A 23581-nucleotide genomic window follows, 5' to 3' on the forward strand; every position below is an offset into this window, starting at 1 on the left:
TTAATCAATATCATATTTTAAAAACCATTAAAATTTTGTATTTTTGCGCCAAAATATATTAATTCAATTATAAAATATTGATTACAGCTGCTTTTTCACAGCTTGCATCATTTTTAAGGACAGAATCAAGTCTGGATGCACTGCGGAACATTTTGGTCGTTATAATTCCAAGTACTTTCATCTTTTATTTCATAGATGGTCATATTGCAATCGCCTTCGCTGTTGGCGCACTATTGGCGGCATTGACGGATGTTCCTGGAAATAAGACTGATAAACTTTCTACAGCAGCCTATTGCCTACCGATATTCTTTATTACTGCTCTCAGTATTTCCTTCGCACTCCATTTTCATTCTTGGACAATAATTTTAATGCTTGGCATCTTTGGTTTTATTTATACCATTATAGCATTACTTGGATTCAGGGTAAATGTCGTTGGGAACCTAGGATTGATCGTTGCAAGTTTCACAATTGGTCTGCGTCCAGTTGACCCCATGCAATTCAGTTTGTCTTTAACAGCAGGGGCACTATTCTTTTTCGTTGTCTGTATTATTCAAGTTTACCTTAGCCCATACAGATCACTCCGTTTCGCGGTAGAGAGCGGCATCAAAACTATGGCTAAGCTCATCAGTCTTAAAGTAGATTGTTATGATGAAAAAGTCCCCTTAACTAAAGCTTACAAAGAATTAAGCGCATTGCATATCAAGGTCAGCGACCAATTAGAAACTATAAGAACTATTCTTTTAAGGGACAAAAAATTGCATTCTGAAAAAGACCAAGAAACAAAAATTTGGCTTGCGAAACTATATCAATTAATCGATTTATATGAATTGCTCATGGCAATCGACAATGATTATGAGCAAATCCGAGAAACATTAAAAGGCGGAAATACGCTTAAATTAATCCGAAAGTCCCTATCCTTGCTTTCAAAAGAAACAAAGTCTTTGCGTATTTCATCCAAAGTCAGGAAGAGCAATCCTTCGAGGAGATTAAAATTAGAGGAGCTGTTACTCCAATTGGAAATGGAAGAAGCAGAAGCTTCCCCTGCTAAATGGAACCTGATATGCTCTATAAGCACTCAATTAAGACATATTTCAGATATTTTGCAAAACATCCAAGTAAAACAGGTTTATCAGGATAATACATTGGTGGACAGCAAAAACTACATTGATTTTGTCGCACCACCAAGTAACATAAAAACAATTCAAAAGAATCTTTCTTTTAAGTCCCCAATCTTTTCTTATGCTGTACGTATGGCGATTTTATTGATGGCAGGAGGACTTATCGGTTATTTTCTACCAGAGTATCGATATGCATCTTGGATTTTATTGACCATTATTTTAGTTGCTAGACCCAGTTATCATATTACTCAGAAAAGAAATTATCAGCGTATTATCGGTTCAGTAATTGGCATTGCAATAAGCTTGACTCTATTACTGTTGATCAAAAATCTATTGATATTGGTTATTATTGCTGCATTTTGCCTTTATCTTTTCTTACTATTCAACAAGCCGAATTATTTAGTATGTTGTATTTTTATTACAATTACCATTCTTGTAGGTCAGCATATTCACGAAGGTGAAATTCACGACATTCTAGGAAGCAGATTTGCTTTTACTTTGTTGGGATCAATATTTGCAGTGTTAGGATGTTTGGCAATTCCAATAAATCATTACCGAAGTGTTGAACACAGTACGAAATCACTAATCCATCATTTTCGGTCGTATTCTGAAAAAATTCAAGAAAGTTTCAATTCCCACAACCTTAATTACTACGACCTTAGATTGTTTAGAAGGTTTACACAAGCATCATTGGCACAAACTTACGATTCCTTGGATCAGCTTGCCAAAGAACCATTGAAAGGCAAATTTCTCAAAGAAGATATTCTTCATTTCCAAACACTGGCATATCGAATAAATGCACTTTTAGTTGGGCTTTCTGTCAACCTCACAAAACTTGGAATCTCATTGGAACAGGAAATTATGTCAGAAAAGATAAACTTCATTAATTCGCTGATTGATGAATCTGAAATGCTTTCCCAACAACTAGCAACTAAGAAAGAAAAGAAAAATCTCTCTGTTAAATTAAAGACTTCTTAATAAAACTTGCCATAGGACAAGTGGTTCTTCCCTGAATATTTCGGAAATTAGGTAAAAATCACCATAGCTATGCAAATCAATCAACAAATATCAAAGGTTCTTAACGATACATTTGACCACAGCATCAAATTAATTTCCGGACTTTCAGAAGAAAGTATAAACGAAAAGCCAGAAGACCAAGGTTGGACTGTAGGTCAGATCGTTGACCATATCCTTATAAGTAGTTCCGGTATCCCTGATTCCCAAACAGAAGAAATCAACCGTTCTTTTGATGAACTAGTGCCTGTTTTAGACAAGATATTCCTTGACTTTAATACCAAATACCAAGCGGACCCAAGCCAGCTACCTAGAAAAGATGTTTACGAAAAAGATGATCTGATTAAAAAACTTAAGAATTGCAAAACTAATCTTCTTGTTGATATTAATGACAAAGATTTAACCCTTTTATGCAAGGATATGGAATTTCCACAAATCGGATACCTGACAAGATATGAATGGCTTAGTTTTATCAATGTTCATGTTCAAAGACATAACCATCAAATTGAAAACATATCCGGCAGCTAGCTAAAATTGGTGGAAATCTAACTCCCATTCGCTTAGCGGAGTCGAAGCGAGAACCAATTCCCGGTCGCTGAGCCAACATTAGGAAACGTTTTTTATTTCTCCAATCAATTTTATGCAATTCTCATCCTTTTTGAATCATTAATGTATGAGAACACTAACCATTATTATCCTAATTTTATTTGGCAAAAATTCTTTAGCTCAGAGTGATTCTGTACTAATTTCCATAATCGATGATCTTGAGAGAATTGTTGAACCGAGACTCGAGAATGACAGCACATTTTCAATAGTAGTAGAGCTTGATTCAAACAAAAACCTGATTGCGTACAATAAAAATGACCAATTCAGGATTATTAAAATCTTCGAGAGAATCAAGAGCTCATTAAAAGAGAACTATTTATATAGTTACTATTTTTTTAAAGATGGAGTTAGTGATAAATTATTCTCCTCATTTTTCTATGAAGAATTTGGATTTATAAATTACGAAGTACCTGCAAGCTATCCAGGAGGAATAAATGCATTTCTGAAAATCTTTTTAGAGGATTTAAATGGTAAAATTGATAAAAATAAAATAGACCAATACAACTGGAATAAACCAATTAGGTTTATAGTAAGAAAAGATGGGTCTGTACAATTTTTAGAAGACAATAATTTTGCAGAAATAATTGACATACATAAGTTTAAAAAATGGCAACCAGCTATTGACATGGGTGTTCCAATTAATCAATTTTTTAAAACAGACCCGATCAATAAAGAAAAATACTTAAATGAAGGAAAAGTAGAAGCAGAGCTATACAGTTTTGATATTTTGGATAGTCTATTTAAAGAACAACCTGTTTACATTGAAAATTATAATAAACCAGACACTTCTGATGTCAATATATTATTGTCTTATGTCTTTGCTAGAAATACATTAGAGGAGCCACGGATATTAAAAGGTGATAGAAAGCTTGCAAATCAACTCATTGAATTTATACAGGAAAGTGTTAATAAGGAAAACTATTTAACAAACCGGCATAAACCTAGAAGAATTTATGTCTTCTTAAAAGATTAAATGGTTAATCAATTAATTTTGAAGCCGAATTTATGATCGGCCTCCGGTCGCTGAGGAGCCGGATGCGAAAACCAACTCCCGGTCAGATAGCGGTGTCAAAGCGAATCAATTTCACTTTTATCTCATTCGGCGATTGGCGTTGCTACTAATAAACATTTCGTTTTTCTCCTCTGATATAATGGTCACAAATCGCTCATAATGCTTAAGGATATCAGCTATTAGCTCATCTTTTGTGAAGAATTTCACATCATAACCTTGTCGTGCATCGCCGAAATAGGCTAAAGGGAAGAATGCTTTTCCTTCCTCAATATTTGACAAATTTTCTTCTGTTTGAAAATATTCAGGTACTTCTTTAGATTCGTTTCTAACTCCGTAAATAAAATTGTTCAGTAGATCATATTGAATTTCAATCTCTATAAATTTAGGATCATTGCCTTCATTAATTTTGGCTTCCACATTATTTTGATTGAATTCATTTTGGAGTTCCATAATTGCAGGTTTTGCGATATCATCAATATATTTATCAATATCACTTTGCGAATCCACGGTTACAATTTGCTTCAATCGATCTTTCCAAAATTTACCTGACCAAGGCACTGTTGACACGGAGAATTCTTGCTCATAATATTTTTTGTCGATTGATAGAGCTTTCAATAAACAGGCAATCATAATAATTATGATTATTGAAAAAGGTAATGCTGTAATTAAGGTCATACTTTGCAATGCATCCAACCCACCGGCATTCAAAAGAAATAATGCCAAAACCGCCAATAATATTCCCCACCCGGCAATTTGCCATTTTGGAGAAATCTTAGCGTTTTTAGTAGCGATACTATCCATAACAAACATTCCTGAATCAGCAGAGGTTACGAAAAAAATCATGATAATGGCAATTACCATAAAGCTGATAATCTTTGTCAGAGGAAGGTATTCCAAAAACCTGAACATCAAAGCATCCGGATTATTTGCCAATGCACTTAATGCACCTTCGGCAACATGATTGTCAAGCCAAATAGCACTGTTTCCAAAAACGGACATCCACATAAAATTGAAAACTGTTGGCAAAATCAATACGGCTGCAATAAATTCCCTAATAGAGCGTCCTTTGGATATTTTGGCAATAAACAGCCCAACAAAAGGAGACCATGAAATCCACCATGCCCAATATAAAATTGTCCAATTGTAAAACCATGGTAATGATGCTTCCTCATAAACATGAGTATTGAATGTTAAACTGAAAAAATTATTGATATAATTTCCAATTCCTTCAGTAAAACTACCAATAAGGTACACTGTAGGACCCAAAAACAAAACAAATAGCATCAAAAGAATCACTATCATGATGTTGATATTGCTTAATATCCTAACTCCTTTGTCCACTCCTGTTGTTGCTGAAATAACGGAAATAGTCACAAGGGTGACCACAATCAATATTTGGTAGGTGAAGCTGGTACTTGGAACAATATTTAAAATCTCAAGTCCCGAATTAATTTGGACGACTCCGAAGCCCAATGTAGTAGTTATACCGAAAAAAGTACTACATAGGGCAAATACATCAATAGCATTGCCCCATCGCCCTTGGATCTTGTTTTTAAGCAATGGATATAAACAACTACGTAGGGACAAAGGCAGCTTATATCTATAAGCAAAGTAAGACAAGGCAAGTCCTACCATACCGTAGATTGCCCAAGCATGGATGCCCCAATGAAAAAACGTGTACAGCTGTGCATTTTTGGCACTGTTGACATAGGAATTTTTTGAGAAAATCTCATTTGAATAATGTTGCATAGGTTCTGCAACACTAAAATACATCAACCCAATTCCCATACCTGCCGCAAATAGCATAGATATCCATGAGAAAAAGGAATAATCTGGTGAACTATCATTTCGACCCAATTTAATATCACCGTATTTACTGAACATCAAAAAGATCAGAAATAAAACAAAGATAGTTACCGACCAAACGTAGACCCAGTTTAAGTTAACGAATATGAAATTCTTGACGATATTCAACCCTTCATTAACGGCTGCAGGAAAGATAGCAGAAGCTAGGCATATCCCAACAATAAATATTAAACTGGGAACAATAACTCCTGAATTGAGCGTTGATTTTATTTTTCTTGGTTTTGACATTAATTAAAAAGAGTTTATATGTAAAGGCATAACTTAACATATAAACTCTTTTAAAGCAAAATTGATTTTATTATTTTTTATTTAAAAAACTCTTCTACCCTATTTGGAGAAAGCATCTGCCATAAAGATGCTACTGTCCATCCTGGGGCAAAAATATCATTGTAAAATCCTTTTCCGTTTTTCCCATAATCCCAATTAGTATGTTGAACGACCTCTGGGTAATATCCTACTTTAGCAATATTGAACATATGGTCAGGAACTGGCATCAACTGCAACATAGATGATTTGATTACATTTGAGAATTCTGAAAACCTAGCTTCCTTACGCTCATTTGCCAACCAATCCAATACGGTTGCAAATTCAAAAATAAATACATCGATATGGTTATTTTCTACTGAAACATTTCCCCATCCCCTTGATTGGAAGCCTACATCACCAAGCATCTGTCCTTGCGCAAAAGGAACATCCCAAGTATAATACCAAGTAAGGCAGAAATATGCAGCTCGCATGCATTGATCAATATAATGCTGTTTTTCCTTGCCCTTGCTAACCATCGCCATATAATACATAGCTGTAGATGCATATAATGATGCTTCTTTATCTTCGCAGTTTGCATCTAATGTCGAGGAGAAATAATCTGACTTATTGATAATTTCGTTCTCTAAGTAATCTGCAGATTTTTTTGCTTGATCCAAGTAAGATTTCTTTTTAAAATATTTATAGGCCATGGTCAAAGGCAGTGTTGCAGAGGGAGTACTTCCTCCACTTTCATCCTTAACTACAAAATTATCGTCGAATTTTCGAGGAAAACTACCGTCTGCTAATTGCAATTTGGCAAAATTTGCAAGGATTTTTTCCATTTTCTTTTCCCATTCGGCATGATTTCTTCCTTTTGATTTCTCATAATGAAGATAGTTCAGAATGGCGAAAACCCCTTCGGATTGTCTTCTTATACTGTAAACATCAGTTTCATTATTATGGGTATAATCTACAAATTCCCTAAAGAATCCGTTTTTTGTAAACCCATGTTCTAAATAGCTGGCGAATATTGCATTGGCGTCATCCTTTAATTTTTGATCGCCGTGTTGTTCAGCATATTCCAAAGAATTATAGGCATTCAGCAATACGCGCCCTACAAATCCAATTTCTGCAGACCCTGTACTAGCACAATCATCTGTACGCATATGGACGCCAGAATAATACTTTAGGTCATACTTATCTACATAACTTTCCTTAAAGAAATTGGTTAAGATTTTTTTTGCATCCTCATTGCTATAATCAGGCTTCAAAGATGCAGGCTTTTGTGTGTCATAGGCGTAAGCCCAAATTTTAGAAACAAAATCACTGTAATCATTTGCTTTCCCTTTAGAAACTTCCCAAGTTAATTTTCTTGTCTCTCCTTTTTCTAATTTTTCAAAAGCAATTATTTCAGGAACAAGAGTTAACTTACGGATATAGGTTTTAGGAGCTTCATGATAAGGAAACCCAAACACTAGAGCCGACGATCCGGCTTCATTTTTAAAGCCAGTAAAGCCTAAATCCGTTTTCGAACTTAAAATCACCTCCCCCGATTGATGTTGTGCTATAGCATCTTTTTTCAATTCATCTCGTCGAATTACTGAATAATAAGATTTATTTTGAGCACTGAAAATTCCTGTCAATGGAGTGCTTAATCTATCCTCTCTTACCTGCCAACTATCGCTGGTTGCAAAAGATGGAGCTTCTTTAGGTGACCTTAGATTTTTATGATACCAAAATCCCGGCATTATATATTCGCTCTCATCATGCTTATAATCTGAGATTTTATAGGTTTTTTCAAAATTATAGTAGACTAGATCTTTTGCTGTAATTGTTACCTCTATAGTAGTACCATTATTACCATCCACAATTTTTTGTTGTATTTCAACTGGAAGATTATCAGATGATGTCAAGTTTGTTCCATCCAACTTCAAATCAAATTTCTTCGAATGGTTTCCAGGTGATTTCAAAGTAATGGCTTGGGTCATTTCTTGGCCCTGTGCACTTAAAAATAATGCAACGGCAAGTACGGTTAATGATAGGTTTATTTTCATATTTTTTGATTTTATTTTTCAATTTTTATCCATGTTTCAGGATTTTCCTCAGTCATGTTAGCAAGTTTTTCAATTCTTATATTGCCATTATTGTCGACATAACGAAAGGCTAGACCCAAATGAAAATTACTTGGCAAAGTAGCCAATGAAACACTTTTCTCCTGAACTTTCTCTTTGGAGACTGGAATAACAATTTTCTCAGTATTATTTCCATTAATATATAAGAGGTATTCCTTCATCTGATAATTCTTATCAGTATCGGAATTGGTACTTTCAAAAGTAAACTTGAGGCTATTATCGACCTTAAAAGCCCTTACCCTCAGGTTCAACAAAGAGTTGCTCCCTATAAATATATCTGCTGTATCTGAACTCAAAATCACTGTATTTGGAATTAAATACCCTTTTATTAGCCATGGTGATATTTTTTCAGACTTAAAATTGGTCGAGCTTAATGCCACGACCGTATTTTTGTCCCAATTAGCAAGAGAATTCCATTTGGCTTCCTTGTTTAAAGCAACAGGAAAAGGTTGAGTAATATTTTTAAATGATTTTGCTTCAGTATTTCCAATTGCCACTTCCATTGTTGACAATTCCCAATTATGGTTTCTATTTCTATTGGTTTGATATGAAAGTAAAAACTGACCATTTGACAATTTAATTAGGTATGGAGCACCCATATAAATTGAATCATCAACTGCTTTTTCCAATGCATACCATCGATTTTTAGAGTCAGAAAGAACAGGTTCAGCCCAACTATTAGGAAGGTCACTTTTAATTATGTAAGGTTTGAATTGGTCAATTTTATTGTCCTCCACTGTTAAATAGATCACTTGGTCTGTACGAACAGCAACAGGCATACCATCTCTTCTCCCTTTCCTAAAAGAAACTGTATGGGGAGTTGACCAATTGTCTCCTCGATCATTGGATTTTATGACAGAAATTTCCTGCTCGTTAGATTTTTGATACGGTCCTTCGTTTGCAAAATAAATATGAACTTCTCCATTTGGAAGTTGTAAAAATGATGGCTCCCAACACCCATCAATAAACTTTTTTCCTGCCTCATATAATATTTTCACTTCTGACAATTGACCTGTTTTAATATCCATTTTTTTCAATCCTATAGAAAATGGAGCAACATCATCCTTTCTTGGTCTATAATTGCAAGCAAATAGAATATCACCATTATCAAGTTCAATTATTTCAGGATTAGCTGCATTTATACGGACTGTTTCAGAGGAACCATCTACATGATAAGGATAGGAAGAAAAAATCACCTCAGGATTAGACCAATTTACTCCTTGATCAAAACTTTTTTTAAGATGGATATCTCCTTTACGATTTTCATAGATGGCAAACAGATTTCCGTTACGCAGCCTTATCAATCTAGGGTAACCACCCTCATCGGCAAGTTGTTGCATAGAAGAATAATCCCAAGCAACCCTTACATCAGAGGAGTGATCGAGGTCTTGTGCATTAACGAAATTGATAGCACAACAAACACTGATTATCCATAATACAAATTGACACAATCGAAAGACCATAACAATTTTATTTTAATTTAGGTCGAATGATTTCTTTGGAAATCGTCATTACAGGTACCGCATCATCTGTAAAACTAACATCTGCAATATACATCGCTCTAGGATGGATGCTTTCTTTTGAATGATGAGCATGAAAGACAATTTTCATTTTACCTTCTTTATCAATAAACATAGCGCTATGTCCTACGCCTACCAAGTCTTCAGGCATTTGTAAAATTGGGTTTTTATCATACTTTACCCACGGTCCTTCTACAGATTTTGAAGTAGCAAAACCTACTCCGTAGGATTGGCTTTCATAACTATTAGCTGAATAGGTCAAATAATATAAATCTTTATGTTTTACAACGAAAGCACCCTCATTAACCCTTGGCCACACCTTTTCCCATTCTTGAGAAACATGAATACAAGGTTTCATACTTTCGGTATCAATGGTTTTTAGATCGTCCTTTAGTTTTGCGACCCAAATATTCAAACCATCATTAAATCTGTCAAAAAATAAATATGGCTTTCCATCTGAATCGATATAAAGTGAATTGTCAATTGCTTTTTCATTAGGCAACATTGGCTCCTTCACATCCTGTACAAAAGGACCATTTGGAGAATCAGAAGTCGCTACACAAATATGTTCATTGGCAGAGTAATACATAAAGAATTTATTTATTTCCTTAATATAATATACCTCAGGTGCCCAAAACCATTTTCCACCCCAAGAATCTTCGGATTTTAAAGCTAAATCAGGCTCTTTTGTCCACTCTTTCAAATCATCAGAAGTATAAACTTCAATTCCTTTGTCTCCATTAGTTCCATAAGCATAATATTTTCCATCATGAAGCATGATAAACGGATCACCAAGCGGAACGGGATTTTTGAAAACAAATTCAGGTTTTTCAGATTTCGCACAGCTGTTTAATGAAACCAGCATAAGCATAATTAAATAACACAATCTTTTCATATCATAAAATTTAAAAGATTTGCCGGACAGGAATCCTCTGCCCAGCAAATAACAAACTAACTAATAATTCGGATTTTGTTTTACATTAGGGTTATTGTTTACCTCATCTGATGGAATTGGTAGAACCCTATGTTTCTTAACAACGAAATTTTCAAAATCAGGGTCTCGACTTTTCAATTCATTGACACCTTCTTGGTTGTCCAATAGACCCCATCTTTTTATATCCGCCCATCTATGACCCTCAGTAGCAAGCTCTAAGAGCCTTTCCATTTGTAAACGTTTTAAAAACGTTGTGCGATTAGTAGTAGCCGCAGTTTGGTTAACCGCCATTTTTGGCATATTTACTCGTGCTCGAACTCGATCTACCAACGCTACAGCTTCTGCTAATGAACCATTGGACTGCGCTACACATTCTGCATACATCAATAAAATGTCTGAATATCTAATCAACCGTACATTTGTAGGGTTATAATAATCATCGTAGTTACGATAATATTCTGAACTATATTTTCTAAAGAAAACTCGACCTCTATAATTGTCTTTGTTCCATTGCTCAGGATTGCTGGTCAGACTATAGATTTTAGTGTTGTTAGGAAAATCTAGGTGCATATCGCTATAGAATGCAGTATACCGGAGCCGAATGTCATTTTCATTATTGACATCTTTTTCTTTCTTGAATTCAGTAATCAACCACGGTCTCAATTCTCCATCGGTCCAGCCTATTCCTGGAGGAGCAAAGAATTGACCACGGTTAAGTCCTAAGTTTGGTTCTACTGCAAAATCTCCGTCACCTGCTGGTGCTGGGTTAGCGTCTGAATATTGAATTTCAAAAACTGACTCTTGATTGTTTTCTTTATCCTTACTGAAATTATCAAAATAATTTGCCGTGAGGTCATAATATTTCTTTCCAGCGCCGTTTACCAACCATTCTAAATCATTTTTAGCGTCTGTCCATTTATGTTGTTGCATATGGCATTTCGCACGGAAAGCAAATGCAGCACCCTTGGTTGCTCGCCCTTTATTGGGGTTGTCCCATTCTTCAGGTAATAATTCTGAGGCTTTTGTCAAATCAGCTACAGCTTGAGCAAAGATCTCAGTTTCAGTATGTCCCTCTGGTTGCATCCCTGGTGTCGAAGGCTCTAAGACAATTGGAAGACTTGGGTTTTCACTACCCCACAATAAGGCAAGGTAATAATAATACATCCCTCTCAGGAAATGCGCTTGACCTAAGACATATTCCTTCTGTTTTGCATCTGCAAACTCTATTTCTGGAACATAATGTAAAACCTGATTTGCCCGAAAAATTGCTTCATAAAAATCACGATAAGTCCATGCATTGCCTTCCCAAAAATTATAATTGTTATATCTAAACTGAGTCCATTCCTTTAATTCTGCCCAAGGACTTTGGCTGAAACCTTCATCAGAGGTAAGATCTAAGCGGAACCAAACCCAACGGCTAAAAGTTCCTGGCTTATAGAACATATTATAAACAGCATTGACACCGTATTGAGCATCTTTCTCAGTCTTCCAAAATGTAGTGGTCGTAATTGTATTTGGATTTTGAACATCCACATCACAGCTTGATAATAACCCAGCTGCAATTAATATATATACTAATTTTTTCATTGTTCGATCAATCTAGGTTAAAAAGTAATTTGTGCTCCGAAAGTAAATCCTTTAGGATTTGGAAATGCTCCACCATCATAGCTTCGTTCCCAGATACTGCGGTTCAAGAACTCGGGATCTAAACCTCTATATTTCGTAAAGGTGACTAAGTTCTGAGCGTTTACATATAATCTGATCTGACTGAACAAATCGCCGGTAATTGACTTTGGAAAGTTATATCCCAATGCCATTTGACGGATGCGAACATAATTTCCATTTTCCAACCAGCGGTCCTGATCACCACGAACATTCCTTGAGTCGGCATAAATTGGCCGAGGGTCTTTAGCATTAGGATTCTCAGGTGTCCAAGGGTCATAATCTACGCGATAATTGGAGTTATCATCAAACCTGTCATAACCACTCCTAGGACCATTGAATGAAAGGAATCCAAAAGCACCTGTGAACTGAAACTGCAAATCAAATCCTTTGTAGTCAAATCCTATATTTCCACCTATTTGATATCTTGGCATACTCCTTCCGATATACTGTCTATCAGCTTCGGTTATCTGACCATCATCATTGAAGTCGATAAATTTTACATCCCCAGGCTTAGCATTCGGTTGGATGAGTTCCCCTTTACTATTTTTATGATTCTGAACTTCTGCATCTGTACGAAAAAGTCCATCAGTTTTAATCAGATACCAATCACCTATAGATTCTCCGACTTTTGATTTTGTATTCCATTGTGTGAATTCATCTCGGTCGTAACCTAATTCAAGGATTTTATTCTTAATATATGAGCCGTTAAATCCAATCTGATAGCCAAATTCGCCTACACGATCTCTCCACTCAGCTGCCAACTCAACACCCCTATTCTGAAGGGATGCTGCATTCACAACAGGATTACCACCATTATTACCAGTTACCATTAAAATCTGCATTGGAGTTAACACATCTTTTGTTTGTTTATCGAAATAATCAATGGATAGGTTCAGCCTGTTATCCAAGAACACGGCATCAAAACCTGCATTCATTTGTGCAACCTTTTCCCATTTCAGGTCTTCGTTTGCTAATTGAATCTGGGTCATACCCGTATAAACCGCTTGGTCCGTGCCAAAAGCAACCTGAGGGAATACCGTAATAAAAGAAACCCAATCCCATACTCCTATATTGGAAGTTCCCAATACCCCGTAATTGGCTCTAAGCTTTAAATCATTGATCCAAGGAACATTAAAAAATTCTTCTTTACTGATACGCCAACCTGCAGCAACAGATGGAAAATAACCTACCCTGAATTTTGGGTTGAATTTCGACGATTCGTCTCTACGCATTGTTAAACTCAAAAGGTACTTCTCATCATAAGTATAGTTTACACGGCCAAAAACGGAAAATAATTTTTCAATATCTTGATAATTTCCGGTTTTAGGATTATTTAACGCAGCATCCAAATTGGTAAAATAATCATTTCCAGTCATTAAGACATCGTTTTTCGTTCCCCAGATTTGTTCATAGTTTGATGTTTGATAACTTGTTCCTACAACAGCTGAAACATCATGTTTACCAAATGTTTTGGCATACTCAATTGTGTTGTCATACACGTATCCGCGGTATTGAGCTTGATTTTTATTTAATGAAGACGGTACGTAAGGTTGGTTATAAGTCCAAAAACCTTCTTTGCGAAGTTGAAGATGTTTGTCATTGCTTAAATCAAAACCAAAGTTCAACCTATATTTTAATGATTTGAAAAATTCTAACTCTGTGAAAACATTTCCTCTGGTCCTTAAATTTCCATTTTCAGTCACCAAAAAATCTTCAATAGCGAACGGGTTTGTTCCAAAAGTTACATCTCTTCCGCCATCACCAAATCCATAGCCTCCTTTTGCGGCATTATTAGGGTCAAATACTGGAATGGTTGGCAACATTCGATATACATCAATTATGGGGTTTGTATTTAGTGCATCTATGCTATAGTTGCTTAATACAATATTTTCACCGATACTTAATTTGACATGATCTCCAAAATCTCTGGAAGTCGAAAGGTTGGACCTAAGGGTATATCGTTTACTGCTACTTCCAATAGTCGTAGCATCATTCCCTTGGTAATTTCCTGAAATGAAATATCTGCTTTGTTCGCTACCTCCTGAAAACGAAACATTATGGTCTTGTAACCATCCAGTTTTGAAAACTTCCTCTTGCCAATCAGTATTTGCTTCAAAGTGATTTGCAGGCTGTCTATTGGCGTTGCTGAATGCAAGGTCATTCAAGCTGATCCACAGATCTCGATCTGCCAAATCATATCTTGGCAACCATTGCGCTGTTCCTCTGGAAGAAACATCAATTTTCATCTTACCAGCCCTACCCTGTTTTGTTGTAATAATAATTACGCCATTACCTGCTCTAGAACCATAAATGGCAGCTGCAGAAGCATCCTTCAAGACCTGTATACTTTCAATATCATTGAAGTTAAAATCTCTATTAGCCCCCTGAACAATTCCATCCACAACATATAGGGGATTGCTGGAGCCAAAAGTTCCGGTTCCTCTAATTTCTACTTTACCTTCAGAACCTGGATTACCGGCAGTCCTCACATTTAAGCCGGGTAGAGTACCTAAAGCATCACCAACAGATCCACTGACTGTTGCATTCTTCATTTGGCTAGGATTGAAAACTGAAACAGCACCTGTCAAATCAGATTTCTTTACAGTTTGATAGCCAATCACGACAACTTCATCAACCTCCTCGTCGTCAGATAACATCGTGATTTGTAATGAAGGTTGATTTGAGATCACGACAGATTGGGAAGCCATCCCCACAGAGGTAAATTGCAGTTCCTGACCATTTTGTACAGAAATTTCGAAATCTCCATTATCATTGGTCATACTTACAGTGCTTGTCCCCTTTACGGCCACCGTCACATTAGCTAACGGCTCGCCAGCTTCGTTCGAAACCTTTCCCTGAATTATTCTGGTCTGCGCAAATGCACATACAGAAAATAAAATAGAGAAAAGGATAATTATACTTTTCTGCATTTTTGATTTTGGTTTATTAAATGGTTATTGATTTATATGGTTTATCTTTTATTCCAAATAAGCTGCTTACTTGGAATCAATTATTTTTCATCAAAATCGGTAAACATAAGTTTGAAAGTGTAAACTTTCAATCCTTTAAAACCCTTGGTTCGTGGTTCTAAATTTTAAATAAAAGAAAGTCAAAAAATTATCAATTCCTATCATTGGTTAATTTTTACAACTTTTTACTAATTATTACTATTTTTAAAAATAAACCTGCGTTATAAGCGTGCTTAAGCGATTAAACAAATTACCGTGAAAACTTACATCAATTATATTTCAACCTGCATTTTAGTACTTTTGATCCCACTCCTCTGCTTGAGTCAGAAATCCTCAAACATACACTTCAAAAAGTTACAAGTATCAGATGGACTATCTGAAAACAGTATATACTGTATACTACAAGACCAATCTGGCTTTATGTGGTTTGGAACTAAAGATGGCTTAAACCGATATGATGGTAATTCATTCAAAATCTTTCAAAAAGAAGATCATGATAAAAATAGTTTAGGGAATAATTTTGTAAGATCTATTGCCGAAAAAGATCAGAATACATTATATATAGGTACAGACCATGGTTTATTTATCATGGACAAGAACAAAGAAGTTTTCCAAAAGGTAGCCTTAAAAACTTCTAATAACACAAGGATAACTTCAGCCGTAAATTCATTGGTAATTACTAAAGATGGAACACTTTGGATAGGAACAATGAATCAGGGTATATTTCGGTATAACCCTAAGCAACAGAAGTTAGAACATCTGGAGATTGAAGGTATCGATTTGGGACAAAATGCCACTTGGTCGATTTTAGAAGACAAATCTGGAACTGTTTGGGCAGGAACTAGGTTGGGGTTGATAAAATTCAACTCTTCAATCCAAAAATTCCAAGCCATTCCTAATGTCTTTAATGCATCAGACAACCCTGAGTTTGAAATATTATCAATGAAGGAGGATAAAAAAGGTGATCTGTGGTTAGGAACGTGGAGAAAAGGACTTTTATGGTTCAATAAACAAAATGGTATAATTGGGTCATATATGAACAAAAGTGCCAATCCTTTTGTATCTCATATCCGATCAATTTTTGAATACAGTGAAAATGAATTTTTGATCGGGTCAGATGATGGCTTATATCTATTTGACTTATTTGGAAAACAAGTTAAAAGAGTTGATATCCCCCACTTCAAGCACAGCCTTAGTGATCAAAATGTATATTCTATCGCTCGAGATAGGGAAAATAGTATTTGGATAGGTACATATTTTGGTGGAATCAACTATCTGAACACTTCCCTGCTGCCGATTGAAACTTTTTATTCTGATGTCCTGAAAGGTTTTTTATCTGGAAAAGCAGTTAGTCAATTCGTTGAAGACTCAAAAGGAAATATGTGGATTGCGACTGAAGATGGAGGCTTAAACTACCTAGATAAAATAAATGGAACCATCAGTCAACCAATTCAGACTTCCTACCACAATACTCATGCGTTATTGCTTGAAAAAGATAAGTTATGGGTCGGTACTTTTTCTAGGGGTTTGGATGTTTATGATCTTAAAACAAAGACCTTAAAAAACTATAGGCATCATGCATCAAATGAACAAACAATAAATGATGATTGTATTTTTTCGCTATATAAAACTAAATCCGGTGACATATATATAGGCACACCAGTTGGAATCAATAAATTCAATAAAGAGACTGATACCTTTGAAAGGATTGAGGGAATACATAAGTTTATTTACGATATCAAAGAAGATAATGAAGGTAATATATGGTTAGCAACTTATGAATCTGGACCTATTAAATGGGATATAAAAAAAAGAACATGGATTCATTATGATCAAATAAAACCAAACGATCCAATTGCATCGAGTAAATTAACAAGTATATATCAAGACAGCCAAAATAGGATGATATTTACAAGTGAAGGGAAAGGCATATTTATCTATGATAGAACAAACGATAGTTTTAAAAATATTTCCCAAGCCAACGGCTTGCCCAACAATGTAATATATGGGGTTTTAGATGATCCTGATGGAAATTTATGGTTAAGCAGTAATAAAGGGATAATTCACTTCCACCCAGACAATCCCAAAAAACATGAATTATATACCATTGACAACGGTTTTCAAAGTAATCAGTTCAATTATAAGTCCTCGTATAAATCAAGAGACGGAAAGTTTTATTTTGGCGGAATAAATGGGTTCACTAGCTTCTACCCACAAACTTTCTCTGATATAAAGAATAAAGTAAAACCTAATATTGAAATTACGGGTCTTGAACTTTTGAATAATGAAAACAGTCAACTGTCAAAAGATATACAGGAGAAGTTGAACACCGATCAACCCATTATATTAAAACATGGTCAATCATCATTTACCATTTCATTCGTCAGCTTGAGTTACCTTTCTCCTAGTCAAAATCAATATTCCTATATGCTGGAAGGAGCAGATGATAATTGGACAAATGCAGCAAATCGACAATCAGTTTCCTATGTAAACTTACCAGCAGGAAAATATACATTTAAGGTAAAAGCTAGCAACAATGATAATTTATGGAACGAAGTAGGAACTAGTATACAAATAGAAATCTTACCACCATTTTGGTTGTCAATTCCTGCAAAAATATTTTACACTCTACTTGTACTAACTATTATATATCTAATTATCAGATATTATGAGAGATCAAATAAAGAAAAACATCAAAGACAATTAGCAAATTTCAAAATAGAGCAAGAACAGAAATCTTACGCTTCAAAAATTGAATTTTTCACAAATGTTGCCCATGAAATAAGAACTCCGGTAAGTTTAATTAGTGCCCCTTTGGAAGAAATTCTTGAAAAGAAAAACATAAGCACAGAGGTAAAAAACAACTTACATATAATCGAAAGAAACTGTGAGAGGTTGCATATTTTGATCAACCAATTATTAGACTTCAGAAAAATGGATGAAGGACGATTACAGATTCATCCTGAGAACATCGATCTGAAAGCTTTTCTGACCGAAATTTATGAAAGATTTAAAAAATCAGCTCATAGCAAAAAATTAAAATTGGATTTAGTTTTGCCATCCAAAGCAGAGGTAATTGTAGAGTCCGACTTAGAAGCAATTACAAAAATTATCAGCAACCTTTTGAGCAATGCAATTAAATTTGCAGATAGATTAATTGTTCTTGAACTCGGAATAAATGAGGATGAAACCTATTACATCAGTGTCAGTGATGATGGAAAAGGGATTCCTAATGAATACAAGAATCTCATTTTTGACCCGTTCTATCAGATTAGCTCCAATAAAAGTCATTCAGGAACAGGAATTGGACTTTCTTTAGTCAAACATTTCAGTAATCAATTGGGAGGAAAAATTGATATAAAGGACATAACACCAAAAGGAACAAGCTTTATTTTTAGCTTTACTAATTATCCAAAATTACCAGAAATAACATTAAATAGCTCTGACTTATATGACTTAGAAAATGAGCATTTTGAAACTTCCGGACTGCAAAAAATCCTATTAATCGATGACAATCCTGACATTACTTCTTTTATTGGGCAATCCCTTCAAGAGGATTATAAAATAGAAATCGTTGAAAATGGAAAATTAGCCTTGGAAAAACTTGAGGTGGAAAGCTATAACTTAATTATCTCCGATATTATGATGCCGGAGATCGATGGAATTAGCTTATCAGAGATTATCAAAAACAATGTTAATTATTCACATATACCTATAATTTTACTTTCAGCAAAAATTGAAAATTCAACAAAAATCAAAGGCTTGATGACAGGTGCTGATGTATTTGTTGAAAAACCCTTTTCTATTACTTACCTGAAAGCCCAAATAAGCAGTTTATTGAGAAATAGAAACAGTTTACTAGAGATTTTCAACAAAAATCCTCTAGCATCCTACTCTACCTTGGCGACTAATAAAAGTGATGATTCGTTCTTAAAAAACTTGAACGATGAGATTGAGAAAAATCTATCAGATGATCAATTTAATGTAGAATCATTGGTACATATTCTAGGTTTCAGCAGATCTAATTTTCAAAGGAAGCTCAAAGCCGTATCAGGTTATTCTCCTGGAGATTATGTTAGAACCTATAGACTCAAAAAAGCCTGCAACTTGCTCTTGGAAGGAAATTATCGAATAAATGAGGTCTGCTATATGGTAGGATTTAGTTCACCATCCTATTTTACAAAGGCTTTTATTAAAGCTTATGATATGACGCCAAAAGAATTTGTAAACAATTTTAAAGCTCAAGACGTGTAAATATGATTTTACAACATAATCGTAATTCAATAAATTCCAGAAAACTAGTATCTATATTCGGTAATAATTGTAAAAAGTGTATGGAAATCCGGTAAACCGTAAAGAATAGAGAATGTAATTCATTACATTCGACTATCACAATCACACTAACCACACATGGAAACTACTGACTTTAACATATGGCTTGACCATAATGTTAAGCTTTCTAACATCAATCAGGTTTGGACGCTGTACCATGCCGTAAGGTCTGAAAGCAATGAATTTTATTCCTATTCCATCCTTAGGGACGATGATAGGCTCTTGGTAAAATGTGCCAAAACTCAAGAAACGTTGATTATTCAAGATAATGAATCCAAAAACAGATTCTTGCACACCTTAGAATATCCTTTTCTGTATCAAGGGGGAATTGATACTGCCAAGGAATTGAACAAAGATTGGAGTTGAAGGATGGTTATTAATTAGATAAATGAAAATTAATTTTAAACTAGACATTAGGTAAAAAAAATCTGATTGGTAAAATACCAACCAGATTATCAAAATATTTCAAAATTCTTTTGTCAAAATATTATCTAATCAAAATCGAAGAGATCTGAAAGAAAGGATTTTTTCTTTCGAGGGTATTTCTGATTATGATTTCTGTAATCACGATCATCTCGTTGATCATAATATCGGTCATCTCTATAGTTTTCTTGATAATTTTTCATGTGTGAGGAATCACTGTTATCATAGCCTCTTGAAGGCCTATTTTGTTCAGGCCTATCTTCTCTGGAGATCGTTTGGCTAGAAGCATATTCCATCAACTTATCCAATTCACCTTTGTCCAACCAGACCCCACGGCAATTTGGACAATAATCTATCTCTATTTGATGACGTTCAGTCATTAATAATATTTCATTACAATTTGGACATTTCATAAGATATCTTTTTTAATTAAAGAGATAATTTAACCTAAATTTTTGTTATACCTGAATTATAAAGGTTTTTTTGACATTTTTTAACATGCAATTTTTTTTGATTCTCCTTTTCTATCGTCATTCGTTACTAAATCTGTAAATTAGTCAATCTAATTACAAACTATGTTTTCGACTCGCACTTATCAAGAAAGAAGGATTCAATTGGCCAAGGAAGTATCCAATGGCGTAATATTATTACTTGGAAATATTGAGAATCCTATCAATTTCGAACATAACACCTATCCTTTCAGACAAGACAGTACATTTCTATATTATTTTGGGATTAAAAGCCCATCTATTGCTGCAATCATTGACATTGATGAAAATAAGGAGATTATTTTCGGAGATGAATTAGACATGGATGCTCTTGTGTGGACTGGAAGACAAGAAACATTAAAAGAAAAAAGCATTAAATCAGGAGTTCAAGAAACACTGCCTTTTAAATTCCTTGAGAAATATTTGACCAATGCAAAATTTGCACACCGAACTATTCATTTCTTACCTCCCTATCAATCATCCAATAAAATCTTACTAAGTCGGGTTTTGGATCGTCATTTAGATGAGTTGAATCCTTCAGTCGACTTAATTAAAGCTGTTGTGAAACAACGCAGCATAAAAGAGCCACAAGAAATCGTTGAAATCGAGGAGTCCCTGCGCGTTTCTACAGAAATGCACTTATTGGCAATGAGGATGGCGAAGCCAGGAATCAAAGAATACGAGATCGTAAATGCGATGCAGAAATTTGCAGCAGACCAAAACTTCACATTTGCTTACCCTCCAATAGTTACTATTCATGGAGAAATACTCCATAATCAATTTCAAGAGAACTCGCTTAAAAATGGAGACCTAGTTTTAAACGATTCCGGTGCAGAATCTCCTATGGGATATGCTGGAGATCTTACAAGAACATTCCCCGTATCAGGAAAATTTAATGATCGACAAAAGGAATTATATAATATTGTCCTCGACGCTTATATGAAGGCTCGTGAATTGTTGAAACCTGGAATAAAGTTCAAGGATATTCATCTTCAAGCTGCAAAAACATTGGTTGAAGGATTGCGTAATGTAGGGCTAATGCGCGGAAATGTAGAGGACGCTGTTGCTAACCATGCTCATACCATGTTCTTTCAATGTGGACTAGGACATATGATGGGACTAGATGTACATGATATGGAAGATTTAGGAGAGCAATACGTCGGATACACAGAAGCTGAACCTAAGGACCAGAGTACATTTGGTTTAAAATCCCTCCGCATGGGCAAAGAATTGCAGACCGGAAATGTCCTTACCGTAGAACCTGGAATATATATCATTCCTGACCTTATTGATATATGGAAAGCTGAAAAGAAGAACCAGGAATTTATTAACTACGATGTCTTGGAAGAGTTCAGAAATTTTTCTGGAATTAGGATTGAAGATAATTTCTTGATTGAAGAAAATGGTTACCGATTGCTTGGACCTGACCTCATAAGGACCGCAGAAGATATTGAACAATATTGTTCTACGAACAGAATATAAATTAAAAATAAATCTGATTTTTTAACTTTCTTTAAACAAAGTTCCGCTGAATAAAATGTAAGTTTGCACTTGCTTATTTTCATAAAAATCAATAACTCAAATAGGCAATATTTTTTATTTATACAATGAAGTCGACCATTAAGTTCAACAACATAAACACCTTATTTTCAAAGTCTCTTAAGAAAAATATCAACGATTATTTTAATAGTACAGTACAGAAAAAAACCGGAAATAGAAAATTATTTCTAAAAGCAACTATCCTGATAATAAGCTTTATCACCTTATATTCTGTTTTGGTATTTGTGCAGCCTCATTGGGCTATCAGTATTCTGCTTTGCATAATTTTCGGAGTAAACCTAGCTGCAATTGGTTTTAATATTATGCATGATGCAGGTCATAATTCCTTTTCTGAGAACAAGAAGGTAAATAGTATCATGTCCTACTCTTTAAACTTGCTGGGAGGAAATATATACTTTTGGAAACAAAAGCATAATATCGCCCATCATACCTATACTAATATCGATGGTGAAGATCCTGATATTGAAGTTAGCTTTATGCGTATTCATCATGAACAAGAGCTAAAAAAACATCATAAATACCAACCTATTTATTTTATCTTCTTGTATGGCCTGTCATATTTGGCATGGATCTTTTATCAAGATTATGAAAAATACTTCCGCCAGAAAAAAAGCGGATTAAAAGATAAATTTGATTTTGACTTCCCTATTAAGGAAAAAGTAATTTTTTGGATCAGTAAATTAATGCATGCCTGCATATTTATTGTCATTCCGATTATCTACGTAGGCTGGCTTCCAACATTAATTGGAATTCTGATTATTGGAGCAGTTTGTGGAATCTGTCTAGCTGTAGTTTTTCAACTCGCACATGTTGTTGTTGGAACGGAATTCAAGTCTGGAGATCAACCAAAAATTGAAGAAGAGTGGATGATACATCAAATCCAAACTACTTCAAATTTCTCGACGAAAAACAGTGTGTTGACATGGTTATTGGGCGGATTGAACTTTCAGGTGGAACACCACCTTTTTCCAAAAATCAGTCATGTACACTATCCAGCCTTGAATAGAATAGTAAGGGAAACGTGTGAAAAGCACAATATAAAATACAACGAATTTGGCACCTTCTGGCAAGCCTTAAATTCCCACGTCAGAGTAATCAAGCAGATGTCAGTATAAACAAAAAAAAACAGCAATTAAATTGCTGTTTTTTTTATATCTATGAAATTCAAACTAGATTAATTCCACTTCAGAAATCTGATTTCCTTGTCTAGTACGTACTGCTTTATATTTAACGTTTTGATTAAGTGATAAAGGTTTTCCTGCTAGAGTGTCGTTAAAATAAACAGTTTCTCTAGTTTCATTATCACGAATAAATCCGTAATGTCCAGCTTCATTGTAATAAGAAACTCGTCCGATTAAAAACTCATCTTCAGCTTCTTTTGGTCTCTCTAAATCTTCTGGTTTAAACTTGTACTTTTCAGTTGGAGGAGTGTCAGAAATGTTACCAAACTCATCTACGTAAGCATACATTTCTTCCAGTGCTTTACCTTTATTGTTGTTAGCACGGTTTTGTTCTCTCTTCTCCTGCTTTTCTTGCAGTTTCTGTTGTTTTCTTTTTGCTAGTTCTTTTTTCTTGAATGTAAGTTGATTTCTCGGCATTAAAATGAATTAAGTTAAAAAATGAAAGGATAAATCTTAAGTGAGCTAGAATGGCTGAGGAAATAAGATAGGTGCCTTTTATGAATGTATACAAAGGT

General features: G+C 34.7%; 15 protein-coding genes. 7 read left to right on the forward strand and 8 right to left on the reverse strand.

What is annotated here, in order from left to right:
* Positions 1–77 precede the first annotated feature (77 nt).
* The 3 genes from CRT24_RS11485 (at position 78) to CRT24_RS11495 (ending at position 3711) form a co-directional block, all read left to right on the forward strand.
* Positions 78–2096: an FUSC family membrane protein gene (locus tag CRT24_RS11485; RefSeq protein ID WP_099371376.1), complete on the forward strand. Its 2019-nt coding sequence runs from the start codon at positions 78–80 to the stop codon at positions 2094–2096.
* A 69-nt stretch (positions 2097–2165) separates the two neighbouring features.
* Positions 2166–2660, forward strand: coding sequence for a DinB family protein (locus CRT24_RS11490; RefSeq protein WP_099371377.1), 495 nt, complete (start codon positions 2166–2168; stop codon positions 2658–2660).
* Between the two features lie 145 nt (positions 2661–2805).
* Positions 2806–3711: a hypothetical protein gene (locus CRT24_RS11495; RefSeq protein ID WP_099371378.1), complete on the forward strand. Its 906-nt coding sequence runs from the start codon at positions 2806–2808 to the stop codon at positions 3709–3711.
* Positions 3712–3828: 117 nt separating this feature from the next.
* On the opposite strand, the gene CRT24_RS11500 is transcribed toward CRT24_RS11495, so the two are convergent.
* The 6 genes from CRT24_RS11500 to CRT24_RS11525 form a co-directional block, all read right to left on the reverse strand.
* A complete protein-coding gene (locus CRT24_RS11500) occupies positions 3829–5844 on the reverse strand; it encodes a BCCT family transporter (RefSeq protein ID WP_099371379.1) in 2016 nt (671 codons plus the stop codon).
* Positions 5845–5921: 77 nt separating this feature from the next.
* Positions 5922–7916 carry a hypothetical protein gene (locus CRT24_RS11505; protein WP_099371380.1) on the reverse strand — a complete coding sequence of 665 codons (1995 nt, stop codon included), beginning with the start codon at positions 7914–7916 and terminating at the stop codon, positions 5922–5924.
* An 11-nt stretch (positions 7917–7927) separates the two neighbouring features.
* Positions 7928–9457 carry a sialidase family protein gene (locus CRT24_RS11510; RefSeq protein WP_099371381.1) on the reverse strand — a complete coding sequence of 510 codons (1530 nt, stop codon included), beginning with the start codon at positions 9455–9457 and terminating at the stop codon, positions 7928–7930.
* Positions 9458–9464: 7 nt separating this feature from the next.
* Positions 9465–10379, reverse strand: a complete 915-nt coding sequence (locus CRT24_RS11515; protein ID WP_257214027.1) for a glycoside hydrolase family 43 protein — start codon at positions 10377–10379, stop codon at positions 9465–9467.
* A gap of 90 nt (positions 10380–10469) precedes the next feature.
* Positions 10470–12035, reverse strand: a complete 1566-nt coding sequence (locus CRT24_RS11520) for a RagB/SusD family nutrient uptake outer membrane protein (protein WP_099371382.1) — start codon at positions 12033–12035, stop codon at positions 10470–10472.
* A gap of 17 nt (positions 12036–12052) precedes the next feature.
* Complete coding sequence (locus CRT24_RS11525; protein WP_099371383.1) at positions 12053–15043, reverse strand: TonB-dependent receptor; 2991 nt, start codon at positions 15041–15043, stop codon at positions 12053–12055.
* Between the two features lie 294 nt (positions 15044–15337).
* Between CRT24_RS11525 and CRT24_RS11530 the strand changes: the two genes are divergently transcribed.
* Both CRT24_RS11530 and CRT24_RS11535 read left to right on the forward strand, forming a co-directional pair.
* Positions 15338–19336, forward strand: a complete 3999-nt coding sequence (locus tag CRT24_RS11530) for a two-component regulator propeller domain-containing protein (RefSeq protein WP_257214028.1) — start codon at positions 15338–15340, stop codon at positions 19334–19336.
* Positions 19337–19492: 156 nt separating this feature from the next.
* Entirely contained in the window at positions 19493–19780 is a 288-nt protein-coding gene (locus CRT24_RS11535) for a hypothetical protein (protein ID WP_099371384.1), read from the forward strand.
* Positions 19781–19905: 125 nt separating this feature from the next.
* Here the strand turns inward: CRT24_RS11535 and CRT24_RS11540 are convergent, their stop codons facing one another.
* On the reverse strand, positions 19906–20250 hold the full coding sequence (locus CRT24_RS11540) for a zf-TFIIB domain-containing protein (protein ID WP_099371385.1): 345 nt from the start codon (positions 20248–20250) through the stop codon (positions 19906–19908).
* A 162-nt stretch (positions 20251–20412) separates the two neighbouring features.
* Here CRT24_RS11540 and CRT24_RS11545 point away from each other — a divergent pair, with 162 nt between their 5' ends.
* Both CRT24_RS11545 and CRT24_RS11550 read left to right on the forward strand, forming a co-directional pair.
* Positions 20413–21807: an aminopeptidase P family protein gene (locus CRT24_RS11545; RefSeq protein WP_099371386.1), complete on the forward strand. Its 1395-nt coding sequence runs from the start codon at positions 20413–20415 to the stop codon at positions 21805–21807.
* A gap of 125 nt (positions 21808–21932) precedes the next feature.
* Positions 21933–23000, forward strand: coding sequence for an acyl-CoA desaturase (locus CRT24_RS11550; RefSeq protein WP_099371387.1), 1068 nt, complete (start codon positions 21933–21935; stop codon positions 22998–23000).
* Between the two features lie 54 nt (positions 23001–23054).
* Here the strand turns inward: CRT24_RS11550 and CRT24_RS11555 are convergent, their stop codons facing one another.
* Positions 23055–23483 (reverse strand): cold-shock protein, encoded by a 429-nt coding sequence (locus CRT24_RS11555; RefSeq protein WP_257214029.1) that lies wholly within the window; start codon positions 23481–23483, stop codon positions 23055–23057.
* Positions 23484–23581: the final 98 nt, after the last annotated feature.

Origin of the sequence: Sphingobacterium sp. 1.A.5 (genome assembly GCF_002734235.1) — a bacterium.
Classification (GTDB): domain Bacteria; phylum Bacteroidota; class Bacteroidia; order Sphingobacteriales; family Sphingobacteriaceae; genus Sphingobacterium; species Sphingobacterium daejeonense.

Bases quoted from the DNA above. Each gene is read 5' to 3' on its own strand.
- CRT24_RS11490 (WP_099371377.1), top strand. From the start codon at position 2,166: ATGCAAATCAATCAACAAATATCAAAGGTTCTTAACGATACATTTGAC.
- CRT24_RS11495 (WP_099371378.1), top strand. From the start codon at position 2,806: ATGAGAACACTAACCATTATTATCCTAATTTTATTTGGCAAAAATTCT.
- CRT24_RS11500 (WP_099371379.1), bottom strand. From the start codon at position 5,844: ATGTCAAAACCAAGAAAAATAAAATCAACGCTCAATTCAGGAGTTATT.
- CRT24_RS11505 (WP_099371380.1), bottom strand. From the start codon at position 7,916: ATGAAAATAAACCTATCATTAACCGTACTTGCCGTTGCATTATTTTTA.
- CRT24_RS11510 (WP_099371381.1), bottom strand. From the start codon at position 9,457: ATGGTCTTTCGATTGTGTCAATTTGTATTATGGATAATCAGTGTTTGT.
- CRT24_RS11515 (WP_257214027.1), bottom strand. From the start codon at position 10,379: ATGCTGGTTTCATTAAACAGCTGTGCGAAATCTGAAAAACCTGAATTT.
- CRT24_RS11520 (WP_099371382.1), bottom strand. From the start codon at position 12,035: ATGAAAAAATTAGTATATATATTAATTGCAGCTGGGTTATTATCAAGC.
- CRT24_RS11525 (WP_099371383.1), bottom strand. From the start codon at position 15,043: ATGCAGAAAAGTATAATTATCCTTTTCTCTATTTTATTTTCTGTATGT.
- CRT24_RS11535 (WP_099371384.1), top strand. From the start codon at position 19,493: ATGGAAACTACTGACTTTAACATATGGCTTGACCATAATGTTAAGCTT.
- CRT24_RS11540 (WP_099371385.1), bottom strand. From the start codon at position 20,250: ATGAAATGTCCAAATTGTAATGAAATATTATTAATGACTGAACGTCAT.
- CRT24_RS11545 (WP_099371386.1), top strand. From the start codon at position 20,413: ATGTTTTCGACTCGCACTTATCAAGAAAGAAGGATTCAATTGGCCAAG.
- CRT24_RS11550 (WP_099371387.1), top strand. From the start codon at position 21,933: ATGAAGTCGACCATTAAGTTCAACAACATAAACACCTTATTTTCAAAG.
- CRT24_RS11555 (WP_257214029.1), bottom strand. From the start codon at position 23,483: ATGCCGAGAAATCAACTTACATTCAAGAAAAAAGAACTAGCAAAAAGA.